Origin of the sequence: Pontixanthobacter sp. CEM42 (assembly GCF_017812015.1) — a bacterium.
GTDB lineage: Bacteria > Pseudomonadota > Alphaproteobacteria > Sphingomonadales > Sphingomonadaceae > Pontixanthobacter.
The window spans coordinates 2,006,804-2,026,361 of record NZ_JADQTN010000001.1 but is presented as its reverse complement, the minus strand read 5'-3'; the positions used below and the strand labels follow the sequence as shown (position 1 = coordinate 2,026,361).

General features: G+C 57.4%; 23 protein-coding genes. 9 read left to right on the top strand and 14 right to left on the bottom strand.

Annotated elements, in window-relative coordinates; translation table 11 throughout:
- Positions 1-6 precede the first annotated feature (6 nt).
- Positions 7-963, top strand: coding sequence for a tetratricopeptide repeat protein (locus tag J9777_RS09615; protein ID WP_245228563.1), 957 nt, complete (start codon positions 7-9; stop codon positions 961-963).
- A gap of 9 nt (positions 964-972) precedes the next feature.
- Positions 973-1,707 (top strand): hypothetical protein, encoded by a 735-nt coding sequence (locus J9777_RS09610; protein ID WP_209348477.1) that lies wholly within the window; start codon positions 973-975, stop codon positions 1,705-1,707.
- On the opposite strand, the gene mmsB is transcribed toward J9777_RS09610, so the two are convergent.
- The 10 genes from mmsB to J9777_RS09560 form a co-directional block, all read right to left on the bottom strand.
- Positions 1,694-2,581, bottom strand: a complete 888-nt coding sequence (mmsB, locus tag J9777_RS09605; protein WP_348631983.1) for a 3-hydroxyisobutyrate dehydrogenase — start codon at positions 2,579-2,581, stop codon at positions 1,694-1,696. The genes J9777_RS09610 and mmsB overlap by 14 nt on opposite strands.
- Positions 2,565-3,347 (bottom strand): enoyl-CoA hydratase-related protein, encoded by a 783-nt coding sequence (locus tag J9777_RS09600; RefSeq protein WP_209348475.1) that lies wholly within the window; start codon positions 3,345-3,347, stop codon positions 2,565-2,567. The genes mmsB and J9777_RS09600 overlap by 17 nt, the downstream gene beginning before the upstream one ends.
- The gene (locus tag J9777_RS09595; RefSeq protein ID WP_209348474.1) at positions 3,344-4,387 is read right to left on the bottom strand and encodes an enoyl-CoA hydratase/isomerase family protein; all 1,044 of its coding nucleotides are present in this window, start codon (positions 4,385-4,387) and stop codon (positions 3,344-3,346) included. The genes J9777_RS09600 and J9777_RS09595 overlap by 4 nt, the downstream gene beginning before the upstream one ends.
- Positions 4,388-4,474: 87 nt before the next feature.
- Complete coding sequence (locus J9777_RS09590; protein ID WP_209348473.1) at positions 4,475-5,620, bottom strand: acyl-CoA dehydrogenase family protein; 1,146 nt, start codon at positions 5,618-5,620, stop codon at positions 4,475-4,477.
- Between the two features lie 18 nt (positions 5,621-5,638).
- Positions 5,639-6,613 (bottom strand): polysaccharide deacetylase family protein, encoded by a 975-nt coding sequence (locus J9777_RS09585; protein WP_245228562.1) that lies wholly within the window; start codon positions 6,611-6,613, stop codon positions 5,639-5,641.
- The gene (locus J9777_RS09580) at positions 6,610-6,996 is read right to left on the bottom strand and encodes a RidA family protein (protein ID WP_209348472.1); all 387 of its coding nucleotides are present in this window, start codon (positions 6,994-6,996) and stop codon (positions 6,610-6,612) included. Before J9777_RS09580 ends, J9777_RS09585 begins: the two co-directional genes overlap by 4 nt.
- Before the next feature lie 3 nt (positions 6,997-6,999).
- Entirely contained in the window at positions 7,000-7,518 is a 519-nt protein-coding gene (locus J9777_RS09575; RefSeq protein WP_209348471.1) for a DUF1254 domain-containing protein, read from the bottom strand.
- Positions 7,515-8,129 carry a DUF1214 domain-containing protein gene (locus J9777_RS09570; protein ID WP_209348470.1) on the bottom strand — a complete coding sequence of 205 codons (615 nt, stop codon included), beginning with the start codon at positions 8,127-8,129 and terminating at the stop codon, positions 7,515-7,517. Before J9777_RS09570 ends, J9777_RS09575 begins: the two co-directional genes overlap by 4 nt.
- Positions 8,129-8,431 carry an I78 family peptidase inhibitor gene (locus tag J9777_RS09565; protein WP_209348469.1) on the bottom strand — a complete coding sequence of 101 codons (303 nt, stop codon included), beginning with the start codon at positions 8,429-8,431 and terminating at the stop codon, positions 8,129-8,131. The genes J9777_RS09570 and J9777_RS09565 overlap by 1 nt, the downstream gene beginning before the upstream one ends.
- A gap of 6 nt (positions 8,432-8,437) precedes the next feature.
- The gene (locus J9777_RS09560; RefSeq protein ID WP_209348468.1) at positions 8,438-9,934 is read right to left on the bottom strand and encodes a CoA-acylating methylmalonate-semialdehyde dehydrogenase; all 1,497 of its coding nucleotides are present in this window, start codon (positions 9,932-9,934) and stop codon (positions 8,438-8,440) included.
- Positions 9,935-10,131: 197 nt separating this feature from the next.
- On the opposite strand from J9777_RS09560, the gene J9777_RS09555 reads away from it, so the two are divergent.
- Both J9777_RS09555 and J9777_RS09550 read left to right on the top strand, forming a co-directional pair.
- Positions 10,132-11,199 carry a putative sulfate exporter family transporter gene (locus J9777_RS09555; protein ID WP_348631971.1) on the top strand — a complete coding sequence of 356 codons (1,068 nt, stop codon included), beginning with the start codon at positions 10,132-10,134 and terminating at the stop codon, positions 11,197-11,199.
- Between the two features lie 13 nt (positions 11,200-11,212).
- The gene (locus J9777_RS09550) at positions 11,213-11,461 is read left to right on the top strand and encodes a DUF6356 family protein (RefSeq protein ID WP_209348467.1); all 249 of its coding nucleotides are present in this window, start codon (positions 11,213-11,215) and stop codon (positions 11,459-11,461) included.
- A 14-nt stretch (positions 11,462-11,475) separates the two neighbouring features.
- On the opposite strand, the gene J9777_RS09545 is transcribed toward J9777_RS09550, so the two are convergent.
- Genes J9777_RS09545 through J9777_RS09535 form a run of 3 tightly spaced genes read right to left on the bottom strand, consistent with a single transcriptional unit; the run spans position 11,476 to position 14,595 of the window.
- Complete coding sequence (locus tag J9777_RS09545) at positions 11,476-12,558, bottom strand: acyl-CoA dehydrogenase family protein (protein ID WP_209348466.1); 1,083 nt, start codon at positions 12,556-12,558, stop codon at positions 11,476-11,478.
- Between the two features lie 4 nt (positions 12,559-12,562).
- Positions 12,563-13,771, bottom strand: a complete 1,209-nt coding sequence (locus J9777_RS09540) for an acyl-CoA dehydrogenase family protein (RefSeq protein WP_209348465.1) — start codon at positions 13,769-13,771, stop codon at positions 12,563-12,565.
- 29 nt (positions 13,772-13,800) lie between these two features.
- On the bottom strand, positions 13,801-14,595 hold the full coding sequence (locus J9777_RS09535) for an SDR family oxidoreductase (RefSeq protein ID WP_209348464.1): 795 nt from the start codon (positions 14,593-14,595) through the stop codon (positions 13,801-13,803).
- Positions 14,596-14,686: 91 nt separating this feature from the next.
- Here J9777_RS09535 and J9777_RS09530 point away from each other — a divergent pair, with 91 nt between their 5' ends.
- The 5 genes from J9777_RS09530 (at position 14,687) to J9777_RS09510 (ending at position 18,415) form a co-directional block, all read left to right on the top strand.
- Positions 14,687-16,057, top strand: coding sequence for an alkaline phosphatase PhoX (locus J9777_RS09530; RefSeq protein ID WP_209348463.1), 1,371 nt, complete (start codon positions 14,687-14,689; stop codon positions 16,055-16,057).
- 56 nt (positions 16,058-16,113) lie between these two features.
- Positions 16,114-16,677, top strand: coding sequence for a hypothetical protein (locus tag J9777_RS09525; protein ID WP_209348462.1), 564 nt, complete (start codon positions 16,114-16,116; stop codon positions 16,675-16,677).
- Positions 16,678-16,774: 97 nt separating this feature from the next.
- The gene (locus tag J9777_RS09520; RefSeq protein WP_209348461.1) at positions 16,775-17,248 is read left to right on the top strand and encodes a DNA starvation/stationary phase protection protein; all 474 of its coding nucleotides are present in this window, start codon (positions 16,775-16,777) and stop codon (positions 17,246-17,248) included.
- A 70-nt stretch (positions 17,249-17,318) separates the two neighbouring features.
- On the top strand, positions 17,319-17,939 hold the full coding sequence (locus tag J9777_RS09515; protein WP_209348460.1) for a 6-phosphogluconolactonase: 621 nt from the start codon (positions 17,319-17,321) through the stop codon (positions 17,937-17,939).
- A gap of 77 nt (positions 17,940-18,016) precedes the next feature.
- The gene (locus tag J9777_RS09510; protein ID WP_245228561.1) at positions 18,017-18,415 is read left to right on the top strand and encodes an NUDIX domain-containing protein; all 399 of its coding nucleotides are present in this window, start codon (positions 18,017-18,019) and stop codon (positions 18,413-18,415) included.
- Here the strand turns inward: J9777_RS09510 and dinB are convergent.
- Positions 18,401-19,525 carry a DNA polymerase IV gene (gene dinB, locus J9777_RS09505; protein ID WP_209348459.1) on the bottom strand — a complete coding sequence of 375 codons (1,125 nt, stop codon included), beginning with the start codon at positions 19,523-19,525 and terminating at the stop codon, positions 18,401-18,403. The genes J9777_RS09510 and dinB overlap by 15 nt on opposite strands.
- Positions 19,526-19,558: the final 33 nt, after the last annotated feature.

Genomic DNA, 19,558 nt, shown 5'->3' with positions numbered 1-19,558 from the left:
TCCGTCATGGCAGACAAAACCGATTCCGATACATCGATCAAAACAAACAGCGGGCGGGGCATGTCGCGGACGAGCATTGCTGTCTTGATCGCAGCGCTTGTGTTGGCAGGAGGGGCCGTAATCTATCGAGCGGTTACTGATGGTACGAACGAAGCCGCGCCGGTGGTTGCGGAGGCCGAATTACCGCCGACGATCGAGGCGTTGAAAACCGCTGCCGAGGCTGATCCGCTGAATCCAGGGCCATGGCAGGAACTGGGTTTCGCCTATTATCAGACCGAGCAATATGGAGAGGCTGCGCGCGCCTATCGCCAAGCCATCGAAGGCGACCGGGGCAATGCCGTCTTATGGTCATCGCTGGGTGAGGCGCGGTTGATGGCCAGCGACTCGGTGGAGATGCCAACCAATGCGGTGAGTGCATTTGAGAAAGCACTGGAACTTGATCCAACCGACGCGCGGGCACGTTACTTCCTAGCGGTGAAGAAGGATCTGGCGAAGGATCACGAGGGCGCGATTGCCGATTGGCTGGCGCTGCTCGAAGATACACCGCCCGGTGCCCCATGGGAGAACAACCTCCGCCAGACAATTGAACAAGTCGGTAAAATCAACAATATTGAGGTCGATGCTCGCATTGCAGCGGCGAATACGCAGCGTCCAGCCGCTCCTCCTGCACAGGCACTAACGGCGGGCAATGCGATTCCCGGTCCGAGCAGGGAGCAGATTGCCGCTGCTGGTGCGATTGCTCCAGGGGAGCAGCGCGACATGGCGGTGAGCATGGTCGAAAGCCTCGATGCGAAGCTGCGCGATAATCCGGCCAATCCGGATGGATGGGTAATGCTGATGCGCAGCCGGATGACTTTGGGCGAGCCCGACAAAGCCAGCCAAGCACTCAAAGATGCGATTGCCGGCAATCCCGGTGATGCCGACCGGCTGCGCAAGGAAGCAGCGGCGCTTGGTATCGAATAGCGCTCCATTATGAAGATCATCTTCAGCCGCAAAGGCTTTGATAGCGCGGCGGGTGGCGGAGCATCCCCAATTGTCGATGGCCGCCCGATCAGCCTGCCGATCCCGAGCGCTGGACATTCGACTGCTACCTATGGCGACCTTGGATTGGGCGAGCTGGCAAGCATCGCCAGTCGCAAAAAATGGCGCGCTAAAGACTTCTGCCACCACGATCCAATGTTTCGCGAAGATGGGATGTGTCTGTTCGGCCAGCATGCCGCTGCGCAAACGCATTTGTGTAACCAGGGCGTTGGTTTCGGGGATGTATTCGTGTTCTTCGGGCTGTTCCGTGAGGAAGAAACAGGCGAGCCGCATCACCGGATATTCGGCTATCAAATGATCGAGGAAATCGTTGATCTGAGTATCTGCGAGGACAATCGCCGAGCAGAGCTCGCCGAAATGGGCCACCCGCACGCGCTGGGTATGCATAGCAAGAATGATGTTATCTATGTCGGCAGCGGTGCCACCGCGGCGACCGATGATCCGGCCTTGCGCCTGACCGTTTCAGGTGGCCCGCCAAGCCTATGGAATCGCCCGGAATGGCTGAAGCAGGGCGGACTGTCCTACCACGACCGAGCGGACCGCTGGCTGCGCGGCGGCAGGCTGCGCAGCGTCGCGCGCGGGCAGGAATTTGTCGCCGACATCGGACGGCGCAAGGCACCGCGCGAGTGGCTCGATCAGATTATTGCGACTATTAATACGTCTTGATGATCGAAGAGAAATCCAGGCCGCCATTTCCCGCTGCATCATAATCTTCGTACAGTGATGCCGCGCGCGAACTCAGCGGAACTGCGCTGTCCGAATTGTCTGCCGCTTCCATGGCAAGCCGCAAATCTTTCAGCATCAAGGCAGTCGCAAAGCCGCCTTGATATTCATTGTCGGCAGGACTCTCGACGCCCACTCCGGGCATCGGCGTGTAGGCATTGAGCGACCAATTATAACCGGATGATTGGCTGCTGATCTCGTAGAATGTCTGCGGATCCAGACCCAGTTTCTCCGCCATTTTCATCGCTTCGCACGTGCCAATCATATGCACCGCAAGCAGCATATTGTTGCAGATCTTCGCCGTCTGGCCTGCACCCGCATCGCCCGCATGAATCACGGCTTTGCCCATGGCCTGCAGGATTGGCTCTGCGCGTTTGAAAGCGCTTTCGGTGCCGCCGACCATAAAGGTCAACGTGCCGCCATTGGCCGCTGCGATACCGCCCGAGACGGGCGCGTCGACCATGTCATATCCTGCGCCGGTTGCAGCACTCGCTACTTCTTTTGCGGTCGCGACATCGATGGTCGAGCAATCGAGAAACACGGTCCCTTCGGGCGCGCTGCCGAACACGTCGCTGGTATAGACCGATTTCACTATCGCGCCGTTGGGCAGCATCGATACTACCGCATCGACACCCTGAACCGCTTCGCTCGCGGCCATGAAGGTCGAGCAGCCATTGTCCTTCGCCAGATCGAGCGCATCGCTGCTCAGATCGAAGGCGTTTACGTCATGTCCGGCCTTCACAAGGTTCGCGGCCATCCCGCCGCCCATATTGCCCAGTCCGATAAAGGCGATTTTCATATCAACGGCCTTTCCAATTGCCTTCGCGCTTCTCGATGAATGCTGCCATTCCCTCGGCCTTGTCTTCGCTAGCGGTCAGGATTTGGAACAGGCGGCGTTCGAAGATTATGCCTTGATCGAGGCCGGTTTCAAATGCGGCGTTGACCATCTCCTTATTCGCGACGGCTGCCATCGGCGGCATGCCCGCGATCAGAGCAGCGCTTTTCATCGCTTCGTCGAGGAGATCATCATGCGGCACGACACGCGCGACCAAATTTGCGCGCTCAGCCTCTTCTGCGCCCATCATCCGGCCGGTCAAACACATTTCCATCGCCTTGGCCTTGCCGACTGCGCGGGTAAGGCGCTGGCTACCGCCCATGCCGGGAGCAACGCCCAACTTGATTTCAGGTTGCCCGAATTTGGCGTTGTCCGATGCGAGGATAAAGTCGGCCATCATCGCTAGCTCGCAACCTCCGCCGAGCGCGAAGCCGTTGACTGCAGCAATCCACGGCTTGCGGACGGCCTTGACCAGATGGCTTGTCCATTTGGCAAAGAAGTCGTCGAGATAGAAATTGGCGGCAGGTTTCTCTGACATTTCCTTGATATCAGCGCCCGCAGCAAAGGCTTTGTCACCCGATCCTGTTAGCACGGCGCAACGCTGACTATCGTCTGTCTCAAACTTGCCGAATGCGTCGATCAGATCATCAAGCACTTGGCTGTTGAGCGCGTTCAGTGCCTTGGGTCGATTGAGAGTGATCAGTGTAACTGCGTCTCGTCGTTCAACTGTGATGGTTTCATACGTCATAGGGGTGTCCATTCTTCATTCGCGGGCAGCGGTGCAAAGATGCTGTCGAGCAGCTCCTCGCTCACGCCTTCGGGAGTTGCCGGATCCCATTTGGGATCGTGGGTTTTGTCAACGATCACCGCGCGCACGCCCTCGGCAAAATCAGGGCGTAGCAGCACGCGCGATCCGATGCGGTATTCCATCCGCATATTGTCGGCGAAGTCAGTCAGCTTGGCACTTTCGGCCAGTTGCCGCAGGGCGACTTTCTGCGTTTGTGGGCTCTTGGTGCCCAGCGTATCGCGTTCTTTCGCGGCCCAGTCACTATCATCGGCATCCATGCTGGCGATAATGTCTTCGAGAGTATCGGACGCGAAGTGTTTCGCGATTTTATCTGCGTTCTTTTCGATCCGTGCTTCAGGCGGGCTACCAACCATTTCGGATAGTACACCGCTGATCCGGCCCGGTTTCTCGATGATCCGCGCTTTGGCGTCGGCAATCATTTCGCTCGGAACGTAATGCGTGGCGAGGCCGGCCCATAGGCATTCCGCGCCATCAAGCCGCGCGCCGGTTAGCGCAAGAAACTGGCCAAGCCTGCCGCCGAGGCGCGACAAATGCCAGCCGCCGCCCACGTCGGGGAACAGCCCAATGCCGGTTTCCGGCATCGCAAAACGTGTGTTCTCCGTCGCGACGCGGAACTTTGCGGGCAGTGCAATGCCCACGCCGCCGCCCATCGTGATACCATCCATGAAGCACGCAATCGGCTTCGGATACGTCATCATCTGGTGGTTGAGTTGGTATTCATCATGGAAAAACTTGCGGCCTGAAACGCCGCCATCTTCCAGCGCCGATTTGCGCAGAAGATTGATATCGCCGCCCGCACAGAACCCGCGCCCTTCGGCGTGGTCAAGGATGATGGCTTCGACGCTGTCATCATTCGCCCATTCGCTTAGCGCCGCGCTCATCGCGTGACACATGTCGAGCGTCAGCGCGTGGAGCGCCTTTGGGCGGTTGAGCGAAATATGACCTACTCGGCCATGTTTGTGGATCAGTACTTCAGACATTCAATTTCCGTTCGGTTCGAGCGAAGTCGAGAACCCCTACCAATCCCGTGTCTCGACTTCGCTCGACACGAACGGGGCTCAACGTAATCATTGCCTCAACAAGTCTCTGCCGACGATCATACGCATAACCTGATTGGTGCCTTCGAGGATCGAGTGAACGCGCAGATCGCGCCAGAAGCGTTCGATTGGATATTCGCGGAGGTAACCGTAGCCACCGAAGAGTTGGAGTGCATTGTTCACGACATTGCTACCGCTATCGGTTGCGAGCCTCTTCGCCATTGCAGAGAAGCGTGACTTGTCGGGTGATCCGTCGGTGACTTTTGCAGCGGCGAGATAGAGCAACGCGCGGGCCGCCTCCAGCTCGGTCGCCATATCGGCGAGCATAAATTGCGTGTTCTGGAAGTCGGCAATCGGCGTATCGAACTGCTTGCGTTCTTTGGTGTAGGCAATTGCTTCGTCTAAGCATCGTTGTGCCCCGCCGAGCGAGCACGCGCCGATGTTCAAGCGCCCACCGTCAAGTCCCATCATTGCAAAACGGAACCCCTCGCCTTCATCGCCAACGCGGTTGGAGACGGGCACTTTCGCATCTTCAAAGATCAGTTGCGCAGTTGGGCTGGCGTTCCAGCCAAGCTTCTTTTCGGGCTTACCGAAAGTCAGGCCGGGGGTGTCTTTGTCGACCACAAGGCATGTAATGCCTTTCGACTTATGCTCGCCGGTACGGACCATCACGACATATACGTCGTTGAACCCGCTACCCGAAATGAACTGCTTGGTGCCGTTCAGCACATAGTGATCGCCATCCCGCTTCGCGGTGGTCTTAAAGCCTGCCGCGTCGGAGCCGCTGCCCGGCTCTGTCAGCGCGTAGCTGGCGATTTTGTCCATAGTGACGAGATCGGGCAGATACTTCTCTTTTAGCTCTGCCGAACCGAACTGGTCGATCATCCACGCAGCCATATTGTGGATCGAGATATAGGCGCTGGTTGCGGGGCAGCCATAGGACATGGCCTCCATAATTAGTGCAGCTTCGAGCCGGCCGAGCGCAATCCCGCCGCTTTCTTCGGACACATAAATCGCGCCAAAGCCGAGTTCCCCGGTTTGCTGGATTACGTCGCGCGGGAAATGCGCTTTCTCATCCCATTCGGCGGCGAATGGTGTGATATTATCGGCGGTGAAGCGCTGCGCCATTTCCTGGATCGCAAGCTGGTCTTCATTGAGTTGGAATTGATTGGTCATAAGGGTCCGTTAGCGTAATTATTCGGGTGTTGCATCCGTTGCGGGTTCAAGACCAAGCACGCGGGTGCGGAAAAGTTCGTTCGCGATTTTCGTATCGTTGCGTTCGTACCAACGCGGTGCGGGCAACCCGCGTTCCCATGCGATGGACTCGATAAGCGTGCCCTGCGCATAGGGGACATCAGTGTGAATTTGCGCGATCGGATCAGCAAAAGCTTCATCCGCAGTGACGATAGTCCATCCATTGGCTTTCAGCGCCGCGATCAAATCATCTAGGTAGAGCGCGGCCAGATCGGTTTCATGCAGAAGCATCACCTGTGCGGGTGCACGGCCCAGAGCCTTCAGGCTCAAGCCATGCGTAAATTCGGCGGACTGGATATGGCTCTCGACATAGAGTTCGCCCAGCGCATCCATATTGATTGTGCGACCTGCTTTCTTGGCATCGATTGCCGCCTGCTCGTAGAACCAGTCCGATGCATCCACGGTGACATAGCCATTGGTCAGGCCGCGTTCGATCAGCCCGGCGCGGATGGCATCGCGTTTAATCTTGTCCTTGCCGCCTTCGTCCAAGAACGGGAAGCGGAACCATGGGCGGAAGCCCTCGCGATCTCGCATCCATTCTGCTGCTACGTCGATATCGGCAAGATAGTCTGCCGTATCGGTATCGCGCAGTTGCGGATGTGTGGCGGTGTGATTGGCGATGACGTGACCGGCCGCCACATAGCGCGCGATTCGTTCTTCAGCGCCTCGGCGTTCATCATTTTTGTCCGGGTTGAGGAAGAACGCGGCCTGCGTGTCACCGAGTGCTTCGATGATGTGCGCCGCTCTCTTGTCGTCATCGTCGTAGAACGCACCGAGATGGCGCGGGATATCATCGAAAGTCAGCGCAATGCGCTTTTCGGCCAGTGCGGGTTGGTCGGCGCCATCCTGCGCGGTTGCGCTGCAGGCTGCCAGCATAGCGCCCAGCCAAAGGGTCAGGAGCGTCCGCCAGATCATGCGTTACCAATCACCGCTTCGGCCTCGATCTCGACCAGCCATTCGGGTCTGCATAGCGTCGCCACGCCAACCATCGTTGCGGCTGGGCGGGCTTCGCCAAAGAACTTTGCGTGGACTTCGCCCACCGTACTTTGTTGATCGATATCGGTCAGAAACATGCGCGTGCGAACAACATCTTTTGCGTTGCCGCCTAACGCCTCGATAGCCTTCACGATCAAAGTGCAGCATCGCGCAGCTTGCTCTGCCGCTCCGCCGGGAGTGGTTCCGCCGTCATCTTCAATCGGCCCCGTCCCAGCGACGATGATGCGGTTACCCTCCCGGATTGCGCGACTGAAGCCGAATTGCTCTTCAAAGGGTGAACCGGAAGTGGTGCGATCTCTCATAGATTACTCTCCCAACGCTTCGCAAACATCGCCTTTGGCCGCTTCGACGACCCGCGCGTAATCTTCATCAGTCGGTGCCAGGCGGCGGATCAGGATTATACCTTTGTCGGAGGGCGAATAGATCGCTCCTTCTTGGCTTGAAGTAGCCCATTTCGGAACGAGGACACCTTCTTGCGCCTCGCCATTCCCGCGAATAGTCCGGAAATTATTCGTCTGCGCGTCGAAGAACGAAAGGCTGGAGTAACCATCATAGGCTGCCATCACCACACGAATACCACCGGGCGCTTGCGTGAGGTCAAACCGGCAGGCTGAGTAGGCTAGATCCGGTGATGGGCGCACCACGCTTTGTGTGTCAGGGCGCATTTGCGGGGCAAGATTGAATGCGTGTACCGCCGTGCCGCGTTCTCCGAGCATGGTATAGGCGCGGTCCATGATGAAGGACGGCGCGTAATGCACGATTGCAAAATGCGCTGCGAGACCGAGTACGATGCTCGCTGCAAACGGTCCGATAAGACGCTTCACGATGCGCCTCCCGCGCAGGCTATCCGCTCGACAGAAGGTGCATCAATCATCTCTTCCGGACGATCTAGGACACCGTCATCGGGCACATAGAGCCGGAAGGTCAGATCGAAATTACCGCTGGCTTTGCTCGATATCCAGCCGCCTTCCTCACCGGGCTCCTCGTCAGAAATAATTGCCGACCATGTGCCATCTTCATTGCTCTGCGCCTCGGCGCGACTGGCATCAAAACTGAGCGCATTGTCGACGTTGTCGGGCAGGAAATTCTCGGCATCATAGAGTGTCACCGACCACCAACGTGCAGGCATCGTGCCGCCGCTCAACCGGTAACTGCATCCTTCGGTAAAGGGCCGCCCGGTATCATCTACTGTGCGGGTGAAATAGACGGCTTCGGTGTTTGCCAATGCGAGCAAACCATGCCGCGCAATCCGCGCACGGAAATAGGGGCTGGCATCCTCCGATCCCATCGCGAAATCACCATACCACTTGTTGATTTCTATTGGCCCGCCCGTACGGCGATCGCCGGGCAACAAGCCCGCCATCGCTAGGGCGGAATATCCACCAATACCGATGCCGAGGATGGCAAATGCGAGATAGGTCAAGATGCGTTTCACTATCCACACACCACGGTAGTCACGATGGCTGCCTCGTCATAGGATACGGAAACACGATTCGCGCGATAATCCATCGTCACAGCAGAATTGGGTGGAATCCAGCGCAAGGTTTTAGCACCGGTTGTTTTCAGGATATCTTCTCCCAGCCGTATATCCGCTTCTCGGCCGATAAACGGCTGCGCATTGCCAGCGTCACATTCACCACCGGTGACGGCTTGAACCGTGCCTTGAGGGCCGTCCGTTGCAGGTGCCATGCAAGCGGAAAGCAGAGTTGTCGCGATGATAGCCGGAAGAACACGCATCAATTCTCACCCCATCGTCGGAATTACAAATGCGTTGCCGCCATCGGGTGCGCCGTCAGGCCAGCGCTGGGTAATCTTCTTGACCTTGGTCCAGAATTTCAGGCCTTCGGTACCGTATTGATCGGTATCGCCGAAGCCGCTGCGTTTCCAACCACCGAAGCTATGATAAGCGACGGGCACCGGAATCGGTACATTGATGCCGACCATGCCGACATTGACGCGGTTTGCGAACTCGCGCGCAGCGTGGCCATTGCGCGTGAAGATCGCGACGCCATTGCCGTATTGGTGATCGCTTGGAAGCTTAACCGCTTCCTCAAAATCATTGGCGCGGACGATTTGCAGCACAGGGCCGAAAATCTCTTCCTGATAACTTTTCATTTGCGGGGTTACATTGTCGATCAAGGTGGGGCCGATGAAGAAGCCTTTTTCGTGGCCTTGCAGTTCAAAGCCGCGACCATCGATCACGATATCGCCGCCTTCTTGTTCGGCGATGGTGATCCATTCTTCAACGCGCGACTTGTGCTCCGGCGTTACAACTGGGCCATAATGCGCATCGGGATCATTCGACACGCCCACACGTAGGGCATTGATCGCAGGGATCAGCTTCTCCTTGAGGCGTTCGGCAGTATCTTCGCCGACCGGCACAACCACAGGCAGCGCCATGCAACGCTCTCCCGCTGAACCGAATGCCGCGCCTGCAAGATCGTTCACAACTTGGTCAAGATCAGCGTCGGGCATTACAATGCCGTGGTTCTTCGCGCCGCCCATGGCTTGAACGCGCTTGCCGTTGTCGACGCCGCGTTTGTAGACGTAATGCGCGATGTCAGAGGAGCCGACGAAGCTGACGGCGGCGATATCGGCATGGTCGAGAATCGCATCGACCATTTCCTTGTCGCCATGGACGACTTGCAACAGACCTTCAGGCGCGCCCGCTTCGACAAACAATTCCGCGAGACGAACCGGTACACTTGGATCACGCTCGGATGGTTTCAGGATAAACGCATTGCCCGCTGCGATAGCCATGCCGAACATCCACATCGGGATCATCGCGGGGAAGTTGAACGGCGTGATGCCCGCGCCAATGCCAAGCGGCTGACGGCTGGAATAGACGTCGATGCCGGGACCTGCGCCGAGCGTGTATTCACCTTTCAGAACTTGCGGGATACCGCAGGCATATTCGATCACTTCGAGACCGCGCTGAACGTCGCCTTTCGCATCATCGATCACTTTGCCGTGTTCGCTCGAAAGCAGCTCGGCCAGTTCCTGCATATTGGCTTCGATCAGTTCTTTGAATTTGAACATCACGCGAGCGCGTTTTTGCGGATTGGTCGCGGCCCATGCGGGTTGGACTGCTTTGGCCGTTGCAACTGCTTTGTCGAGCAGCGCAGCATCGCCCAAAGCGACTTCGGCCTGAACCTCTCCCGTTGAAGGGTTCCAGATCTGGTGCTTACGGCCAGAGGAGCTTCCTGCCCCATCTACGATAAAGTGATCAACCTGACGCATTGCGCATCTCCTGCAAAGTCTGTTGTTCTTTTGTTGCGCAGTCTCCTAGCGGGTTTGGAGACCGAAAGCGACTCTTGTGATGAGGCTGCGCCGGTTGACCCTCTGCCCAATGCGGTGCAATCGCTGTGGCAGGATGAGGGAGACAATGAAGCGGATTTGATTCCCTTCACCCGCCCTACCGTTTTGGGAGTGACCAAGTGCCAAATACCGGGCGCGATGCTTTTTACATGGCCGATCTGTACGGCGAAATGCAGTTGGCGGAGCCTGCAGCGAAGCGCACGATCGGGTCGTATATTCCGGGCATTGTTCTGGTGGCTGTGGCGGCGCTGGCGGCCTTATGGCTCAGTGAGCATTACGGTCCGCCGGCGATATTGATGGGGCTGCTGATTGGGCTCGCGCTGAATTTCGTCAGTGCTGACAAGCGACTTTCGGCTGGCCTTGATTTGGCGTCTCAGACTTTGCTTCGGATCGGCATTGTCCTGATCGGCTTGCGGATCACTTTTGCGGAGATCACCGATCTGGGCCTAGCGCCCTTTGCAATGCTTATCGGGATTATGACCGCCGTCATTCTTGTCGGCGTGTTCATCGCGAGATTGTTCAAGCAAGACATGCTGTTCGGGCTGCTCGCCGGCGGAGCGACCGCGATTTGCGGGATTTCCGCAGCGCTGGCTTTGTGGAGCATCATCGGTGAAAAGCGAGTCGGACAATCACAGTTTACGATTGTGGTTCTTGGCATCACCATTGCCAGCGCTGTCGCGATGACTTTCTATCCTGCGATTGCCGGCTTCCTTGGCCTGTCGGACAGGCAAGCGGGCTTCCTGATCGGCGCGTCGATTCACGATGTGGCGCAATCGATTGGCGGCGGGTTTGCCTATTCCGACGCGGCGGGCGAGGTTGCGACGGTCGTCAAATTGTCGCGCGTGACGTTGCTGGTTCCGGTACTGCTGATCGTGACACTGGTGCTCCAGAAGTTGGGCAGCGGCACTGAGGAGGGTGGCAAGTTTAGCCTACGTCAGGGTCTGCCCTGGTTTATCATCGGCTTTGCAGCGCTGGTGGCGCTGAACAGCTTCGTAGCGTTGCCCGATATCGTCGTTGATACGGGCAATAAGACGGCCAGCACCTTGTTGCTATTCGCCATTATAGCGGCGGCGATTAAATCCAATCTTGCGGGCCTGCTATCACACGGCTTGCGATCATTCGGGCCGGTCATTATGACCACGCTCACCGCGTTCCTGCTGGCGCTGCTGGCGGTCCAAATGCTGTAATTCCGGAGCTGACATGAACATCTTTACCGATCATCCGAAATCAGTCGGCGAGACCTATGCGGAGCACTTCCGCGCCGCGACGAGCTTCGGCATCCCCATGATTACTGCGGGCGCCGCATGCGTGCTCCACGGCATCTTCCCGTTCATGTTCGAGAAGACCGGCAGCAATCTGGTGCGGCGACTGTATGACCGGATGGTCGTGAACCGCGTGAAAATGACACACGAAACTGCCGATGGTCAGCAGATCGACTGGTGCATCTGATTTAAGCGCCGATCTTAACTGAGCGTACCCACCTTCCGCAGGTGATATTCCGAACTTCCTAGCAACGCATCATTGGCGAGTATCCGCTTGTGATAATGACTGACGCTTAGCTCGTCAGTCATACCAACGCCGCCATGCGTCTGGATCGCGGCCTCGCCGATTTCGCGCCCAAGCTTGCCCGTTTGCCCTTTGAGGATTGCAATATCCTTCTGCGTAGCTTCGCCTGCTTCGATCAGTGCGGCCGAATAGAGCAACGTTGCGCGGGCTTTATTGTAAGCGATTTTCATGTCAGCCATCCGGTGCGCAACGACCTGAAAACTGCCTATCGAAACACCAAACTGCTTTCGCGTTCCGGCATATTCGGCAGTCTGCTTCATCAGCGCACCCATCGCGCCGACGCTCTCCGCACAGATTGCGAGTATCGCGTTGTCGAGCAGCGTCCGGATCGCTTCGCCGGGTTTCTCCATGATTGAGTTTGCCAGCACAGCTTCAAAGCGAATGTTGGCCGCCCGCCGCCCATCCATTGTTGGATAGGACGTGACCGAGAGACCATCCGCCGACGGGTCCACTAAGAACAGGCCGAGTTCGTCATCCAGTTCTGCGGCCACGACCAGTATATCTGCTTCGCCGCCTGCAAGAACCATCCGCTTTTCGCCGGTTAAAATGAAGCCCTCATCGGTAGGCGTAGCCTGCATCGTGACTTGGATCGGATCGGCCGTGCCGCGGCCTTCTTCATAAGCGAATGCAGCGATTGCGTCACCGTTCATCACTTTCTCAAGCCAGTCAGAATTCCCCGCAGCAGCCACCGCCGCACCGCCAAGCGAGATGCACGCGATGTAAGGCTCCGCGAGCAAATGCGCACCGAAGGGTTCGGCAATCGCAACCGTTTCGGTCGCTCCACCGCCGAAGCCGCCTTGGTTTTCCGGGAAGGGCAGTCCCAGCAGTCCCAGCTCGGCAAACTGCCTCCAAATGTCGCGTGACCATCCAGTGTCTGATCGCACGATCTCATTGCGCTGATCGAAATCGTAATTCTTAGTGAGGAAGCCAGAAACGCTGTCGCGCAGCATTTGTTGCTCATCGGTGAAAGTGAAATCCAAGGGGCTATCCCTCCCTTCCGACAGTGCGGGCAATCAGATCACGCTGGACCTCGTTGCTGCCCGCGTAAATCGTCGTGGCGCGGCTGTTGAGGTAGTAGGGCATGGCAACCAGATCGAGATCGGTTCCAAGCGGTTCAACATTGGCGCCCACGCGCAAAGCCTCATTCTGGAACGGGATCGCTTCTGTGCCAGTGACGCGAGTGATCATCACCGACACGCGCTGGACCAATTCAGAATTCATCGTCTTGTTCATCGACGGGAACGACGGATCATTAGCCATCGGGTGGCCGCTGACCGCCAGTTTCTCGAAATGTTCGTATGAAGCGATGTCAGCTTCCAACTCGCCCATATCGCGCTGGAACACCGGATCATCGACCATCATGGACCCAAATCCGCTTGGCGTGCTTTTCGCGGCTTCGCGCACCCGTTCCAATCCACGTTTCAATGTTGGGCTCGCGGCGCTGCCGCCGCGTTCATGCTTCAGTAGATGTTTGGCGACAGTCCAGCCGTCATTCTCCTCACCCACGCGGCCCGATTGCGGAACGCGAACATTGTCGAAAAATACTTCGCATTGCTCGGGGCTGCCATCGAGGCCGACAATCGGGCGAATTTCCATGCCTTCGTAATCGACCCGGTCGAGCAGGAGAAAAGTGATGCCTTGCTGCTTCTTGCCCGAATTGTCGGTCCGAACCAGCATGAACATCCGGTTGGCGTGATGCGCGTAAGTTGTCCAAATCTTGCTGCCATTGATGATGTAATCATCGCCATCCGCATCGGCGCGGCAGCTGAGCGAGGCCAGGTCGGAACCCGAGTTTGGTTCGGAATATCCCTGGGCCCAAAAGTCCAAGCCGCCCAGAATGCCGGGCAGATATTTCTCTTTCTGCTCCTCGGTCCCAAGATCGATCAGCAGCGGGCCGACCATGCCAAGGCTTTGCGGGAGGAGCGGCGGAAGATCACGTTTCCGGTATTCCTCCGCGAAAATATAGCGCTGTTCGACCGACCAGCCGGTGCCGCCATATTCCTTAGGCCAAGACGGAGCAGCCCAGCCCTTTTTGTGCAGGATTTGATGCCATTCCATGCACTGCTCAAAAGGCGCAAATACGCTGGTTAGCTTGCGGCCTGCCTCACGTATTGCAGGCGTAGGGGCTTCGTCCAGGAACGCGCCAACTTCTGCGCGGAAATCCTCTAGCTTGCTTCCGAAATCGATATCCATGTGTGTTCCTAACTAGCGGGCTGGCTGTCTTAGCGAGGCGGCATCCGGATTGCGCCATCCAAGCGGAACTGGTGGCCATTGATGTAAGTGTTGCTGGCGATCTCGACGATCAGCGAGGCAAATTCTTCCGGCTCACCCAAACGTTTGGGGAAGGGGACGCTAGCGTTCAATTGATCCCACATTTTCGGATTGCGATCCTTCATTCCCAGCATCAGCGGCGTCGCGAAGATCCCCGGCATGACCGAGTTTACGCGGATGCCCATATCCATCAGATCGCGCGCCATGGGCAGGACCATCCCGTTCACGCCCGATTTGCAACTGCCATAAATCGTCTGCCCGATTTGGCCGTCCTGCGCCGCGACGGATGCGGTCAGCGTGATCGATCCGCGCTCACCGTCATCATTCAGCGGCTCGGCATTGGCCATGCCCAGCGCCGAGTGCGAGGCGATCCGGTAACTCGCCACCAGAATGCCTTCTGCGCCGAATGCATAATCCTCGGTTGGCAAACGTTTGTAGCAGTGGTTTTCCTTGTCCCAGCCCAGCGTTTTGCCGCGCTTACTGGCCATCGCGCAATGGACGGTCACGCGTTCCTGACCATTGGCAGTGCGAGCAGCATCGAAACCGTCAACAACCGACTGTTCGTCCATAATATTGACGTGATGGAAAGTGCCGCCAATCGCTTTCGCGTGCGCCTCTCCATCCTCGTCATTGATGTCGAAGATTGCGACTTTGAGTCCCGCATTAGCAAGTGCTTGTGCACTGGCTCGACCCAGCCCTGAGGCTCCGCCCGTTACAACCGCTGCCATTCCTGTTTCGAGTTTCATACAACACCTTCCCCAATGATTTTATCTTTGAAAGTGTCATGAGGGATTCATGGTGCTATCGCAATCGGGTACGATATTTCGGAGAGACTCGATGAAGAACATTCCTGCGCCAACAGCGATCAATCAGACGCCGATCAATAATAGCCGCCGTCAGTTCCTCGGTACTACCGGCACTGCATTCGCTGCATTGCTGGCAAGTGGCTGTTCAACCGGCGGGTCAAAAGTGGCGAGCGTAGCGGGCGTGACACCAAGCTTCACCGGCTATGGCGATCTGGTACCCGATCCAGCGCGAATGTTCGATCTGCCAGAGGGCTTTTCCTACAAAGTCATCTCCAAGCTCGGCGACAAAATGAGCGACGGTTTGACAGTCCCCGATGCGGCAGATGGTATGGGCTGTATCGATCTGGGCAATGGCAAGCTGGCTCTGGTCCGCAATCACGAGTTGCAGCCGCGTCCGCAATATCTGCAAGACATTCCCGAAGGGTTTGATCGGATCGATGGCAAGGCTGTGATGCCGGGCGGCACGACCACCATCGTGCTTGATGCCAAGACGCTTGAGGTCGAGCAGGAATATTACTCGCTCGCCGGAACGGTGCGTAACTGCTCAGGCGGGATCACCCCTTGGGGCAGCTGGTTGACCTGCGAGGAAGCGGTTTTCAGCGCGGGCGAGCGCAATGAAAAGGATCACGGCTGGATTTTTGAAGTGCCTGCCGATGCGGGTAAGCTGATCAATCCGGAACCGTTGAAAGCCATGGGCCGTTTCAATCACGAAGCTGCCTGTATCGATCCGGTTACGGGCATTGCTTATCTGACTGAAGATCGCGGCGACAGCATGCTCTACCGCTTCATCCCGAATGTCCCCGGCAAGCTCGCTGAGGGTGGCAAGCTGCAAGCGCTGGCATTGGTCGATGGCACAACCGACAGCCGCAATCATGATGGCGTGACCATGAAGACCGGGGACATGCACGAAGTGCGCTGGATCGATATGGACAATGTCGAGGCGCCGGAAGATGATCTGCGTGATCGCGCCGCTGCTCAAGGCGGACTGAAAATCGCGCGTGGTGAAGGTATTCACTGGGGTGAGAACGAGCTTTATTTCGCATCGACCAGCGGCGGTGCCGCCAAGCTTGGCCAGATATTCAAGCTGATTCCCGGGCGTGATAAACGCTCGGACGCGTTGAGCCTGTTCTTTGAAAGCACCGATCCGGATCAGTTCAACTATGGCGACAATGTTTGCGTCCAGTCGAATGGCCACCTGATTGTGTGCGAGGACCAATATACCGATACGGTTACCAACCATCTGCGCGGTCTGACGCCCGAAGGCGTGCCCTATCCGCTCGCACTGCTCCGCATCCAGACCGAGCCAGCCGGTGCGTGTTTCTCGCCCGACGGCAAAGTGATGTTCGTTAATGCATATAGCCCCACAGCGACGCTGGCCGTTACAGGGCCCTGGCTCGCTTAGCGACACAGTGAACCGAGTTCTGGCGCTGCGAATGGCGCGGGGGTAGATACAAGCGCATGTCAGCGTTTCTTTTCACTCTCGTCGCCGTGATGGTGACTTCGCTCGGTAGCCGCGATCAATTGCTGGTGGCGAATATATCCGGGCGATTGGGGCGGTCTGTTCCACTGCTGGTGATTGGGTGCTGTGTGGCGGTGATGACTGCCGTACTGATGACGCTCTCGGGTCAATATATCGCGGCTCTGCTTCCCAGCGCAGCCAAGACAATGCTGGTGGCATTCGCGCTAATGATGGCGGCGGTTGAGCTGGCATGGCCCAACAAGCGCAGTTTTATCAAGGAGCCGACACGCTCATTGGTGGCGATCGCTTCAGTGCTGTTCGTCCGCCAAGTAGGCGATGGGTCGCGCTTTTTGATCTTCGCCTTCGCAGCCGGTTCGGGTATTCCGTGGTTTGCTGCTGTTGGCGGCGCATTGGGCGGAATAGGTGCGGTCCTGATTGGTTGGACGATGGCGGATGATCTTGTGAAGACGCTGCCGCTGCGGACGATCCGGGTGGTATTGGCAATTATCCTAGCGATAGCGGCCATCATAACCGGGCTTACGGCGCGCGGCCTGCTTGGTTGATCGGATAATTCGATCATAGTAATGGCAACTAATCCAGAAACCCGATGGAAGATCGCCCGTTGTGTAGGCAGAACATTCTACACTAAGGGAAATTCTCATGGCCAACACAGATGCCCAAACAGGCGATAATTCGAAAGCTGCACTCGTTAGCGAACTGAACGGTTTGCTGGCGGATCATATGGCGCTGTTCTTCAAGACCAAGAACTTCCATTGGCATGTTGCCGGGCCGCGATTCCGTGACCTGCACTTGCTGTTTGACGAGCACGCGATTGCCATCCGCGATCAGATCGATGTGATCGGCGAGCGAGTGCGCAAGCTGGGCGAGAATACGCTAACCTCCATCGGGTCAATTGCGCACCATACGCAAGTGAAGGATCAGGATGACGCATCGCTCTCGGCAGAGGCAATGGTTGAGGAACTGCGCGACGATAATTCCGCAATGGTCACGCGTTTGAAAGGCATGAAGCCGCTCGCTGAACAAGCAGGCGACAACGCCACTGACGGCTTGCTCGATGATTGGACTGATGCCGCGGAAGAGCGCGTTTGGTTCCTGACGCAAACTCTAAAGTAACCCTCTAACCCAACACCCCTGAAACCCGTGCGGCTCTATGCTGGCGCGGGTTTTTTGGTATGGGCGCGGGATGGATAATCTAAACATCGTTGAGAACGCCGATAATTCGGCGATTGCCGCTTGGTTGTTGGAGCAACTGTCCGCTGCGTTGGATGCGCGTGATGGCCGCATTGCGATCAGCATTCCGGGCGGCTCTACACCCTTTCCAATCTTGGAAGAACTTACCGGTGGCGCGCTCGACTGGAGCCGGATCGATGTTTGGCCGGGCGATGACCGGATTGTTCCGGAGGATCATGATGCGAGTAATACCGGCAAAATTCGCGCCTTGCTCGAACCGGCTGGCGCGAAAGTCATTGCACTCCGGAAAGACGCACAACCGCCACATTTCGCGTTGGTGTGGCTCGGTATGGGCGCGGATGGGCATATTGCGTCCCTATTCCCTAATACCGATCCGCAAGTGTGTGATCCGCAGCAGATGCGCCGCCTGACCCCCGATCCGTTGCCGCCAGAGGCACCATTCGACCGGATTACGCTGACGATTCCAGCACTGCTCAATAGCGGCGCCTTGGCATTCGTCATTCGCGGTGATGACAAACGCGCCGTATTTGATGCCGCGACGCGCGGCGAACATGATCTGCCGATTGCGCGGGTACTTGGCGCAGCAACCCAGCCGGTCACATGCTTCGCCTGATACTTCATCTGATTCCGGCTCCACTCCACCGCCAGTTCTATAGGCAAGCCCATAGCGCGCGCAGTTTGTGGTGGCGCTTGACCAAGCCGACCGTCGAAGGCGCAGCGGTGATTGCGACCGACCTCAACGATCAATTGCTCCTCATCCGGATGAGCTATGGATCTGGCGGATGGAACATTCCGACAGGTGGAGTGAAAAAGGGCGAGGATCCTGCGCTCGCCGCTAGTCGAGAGCTGCTAGAGGAAACCGGTTGCGAAGCCCATTCGCTGACCTTGCTGGGTGTCCAGCGGGAAACACTTCATGGTGCAGACAATGCGGTGCATGTTTTTGCGGCCAAAGTGTCCGGAAATCCGCGGGCTGACATGCGCGAAGTGGTCGAGGCGCGCTTTTTCCCGATGCATTCGCTTCCCGAGCCGCTGACCAAGACGACCTTGCGCCGTTTGGAGCTTTACCGCGAGATGTCACAGAAGCGATAATTGCGCCGTATCGGGTTTGCGCTCGTCCTTGTCGCTGTCGCCTTCCAGATTTGAGAGTGTTAGTCCCATCAATCGGATGGGCATGGGGAGGGGCAGCAACTCTTCCAGCAACTCATGACCGATCCGGGCAAACTCCAGCTTATCGGCAACATTCTCCGTCAGCGACTTTGCGCGCGTCAGCGAGGTAAAGTCGTTGTATTTGAGCTTGAGCGTGATCGTCCGGCCCTTCGCCTCGGCGCGCTCGATCCGCTCCCAGACGATGTCGATGATATTGTCCATCGCTTCGCGCAGCGCGGCACCGCTGGAGATATCCTCGCTATAAGTCCGCTCTCCGCCAAGCGATTTACGAATGCGATTGGCGCGTACCGGACGCAGGTCGATCCCTCGCGCAGCACGGTAGAGATAATCGCCCATGCTGCCGAAATTTGCGCGCAGGAATTCAATATCCTTCGCTGCCAGATCAGCGCCGGTTTCGATCCCGAGCTTGGCCATCTTCTCTGCACCTTTAGGGCCCACGCCGTGAAACCGGCGAACCGGCAGCGATGCTACAAACTGCGCGCCTTCGCCCGGTTTGATGACGCACATCCCGTCCGGCTTGTTCTGGTCGCTCGCCAGCTTGGCGATAAACTTGTTGTAGCTAACGCCTGCGCTGGCAGTGAGGTTCGTCTGCTCCTTGATCCTCTCACGAATGAGCTGTGCGATACGAGTAGCGCTGCCGATCCCGTGAATGTCGTCGGTCACATCGAGATAGGCTTCGTCGAGGCTCAGCGGTTCGACATGCGGCGTGAAGTACCGGAATATCTCGCGGATTGTAGCAGAGGCTTCTTTGTACGCATCGAAACGGTGCCGCACGAAGATCAGATCAGGACATAGGCGTTTTGCAGTGACCGATGGCATCGCCGACCGCACGCCGAATTTGCGTGCTTCATAGCTGGCTGCGGCCACCACGCCGCGCCCGCCAGAACCGCCGACGGCAACGGGCTTACCGCGCAATTCCGGATCGTCGCGCTGCTCTACGCTGGCGAAGAACGCATCCATATCAACATGGATGATCTTGCGCAGACCACCTTCATCTTCGGTGTCGCTACCTTGGTCCTCACCATTGCTCATCTGCCTCAAATACACTTTCTGGAACGAAAGAGG

Coding starts and splice junctions, on each gene's coding strand:
- J9777_RS09615 (WP_245228563.1), top strand. CDS start 7: ATGGCAGACAAAACCGATTCCGATACATCGATCAAAACAAACAGCGGG.
- J9777_RS09560 (WP_209348468.1), bottom strand. CDS start 9,934: ATGCGTCAGGTTGATCACTTTATCGTAGATGGGGCAGGAAGCTCCTCT.
- J9777_RS09610 (WP_209348477.1), top strand. CDS start 973: ATGAAGATCATCTTCAGCCGCAAAGGCTTTGATAGCGCGGCGGGTGGC.
- J9777_RS09540 (WP_209348465.1), bottom strand. CDS start 13,771: ATGGATATCGATTTCGGAAGCAAGCTAGAGGATTTCCGCGCAGAAGTT.
- J9777_RS09525 (WP_209348462.1), top strand. CDS start 16,114: ATGTCAGCGTTTCTTTTCACTCTCGTCGCCGTGATGGTGACTTCGCTC.
- J9777_RS09565 (WP_209348469.1), bottom strand. CDS start 8,431: ATGCGTGTTCTTCCGGCTATCATCGCGACAACTCTGCTTTCCGCTTGC.
- J9777_RS09585 (WP_245228562.1), bottom strand. CDS start 6,613: ATGATCTGGCGGACGCTCCTGACCCTTTGGCTGGGCGCTATGCTGGCA.
- J9777_RS09530 (WP_209348463.1), top strand. CDS start 14,687: ATGAAGAACATTCCTGCGCCAACAGCGATCAATCAGACGCCGATCAAT.
- J9777_RS09520 (WP_209348461.1), top strand. CDS start 16,775: ATGGCCAACACAGATGCCCAAACAGGCGATAATTCGAAAGCTGCACTC.
- J9777_RS09590 (WP_209348473.1), bottom strand. CDS start 5,620: ATGACCAATCAATTCCAACTCAATGAAGACCAGCTTGCGATCCAGGAA.
- J9777_RS09535 (WP_209348464.1), bottom strand. CDS start 14,595: ATGAAACTCGAAACAGGAATGGCAGCGGTTGTAACGGGCGGAGCCTCA.
- dinB (WP_209348459.1), bottom strand. CDS start 19,525: ATGAGCAATGGTGAGGACCAAGGTAGCGACACCGAAGATGAAGGTGGT.
- J9777_RS09550 (WP_209348467.1), top strand. CDS start 11,213: ATGAACATCTTTACCGATCATCCGAAATCAGTCGGCGAGACCTATGCG.
- J9777_RS09595 (WP_209348474.1), bottom strand. CDS start 4,387: ATGTCTGAAGTACTGATCCACAAACATGGCCGAGTAGGTCATATTTCG.
- J9777_RS09600 (WP_209348475.1), bottom strand. CDS start 3,347: ATGACGTATGAAACCATCACAGTTGAACGACGAGACGCAGTTACACTG.
- J9777_RS09515 (WP_209348460.1), top strand. CDS start 17,319: ATGGATAATCTAAACATCGTTGAGAACGCCGATAATTCGGCGATTGCC.
- J9777_RS09580 (WP_209348472.1), bottom strand. CDS start 6,996: ATGAGAGATCGCACCACTTCCGGTTCACCCTTTGAAGAGCAATTCGGC.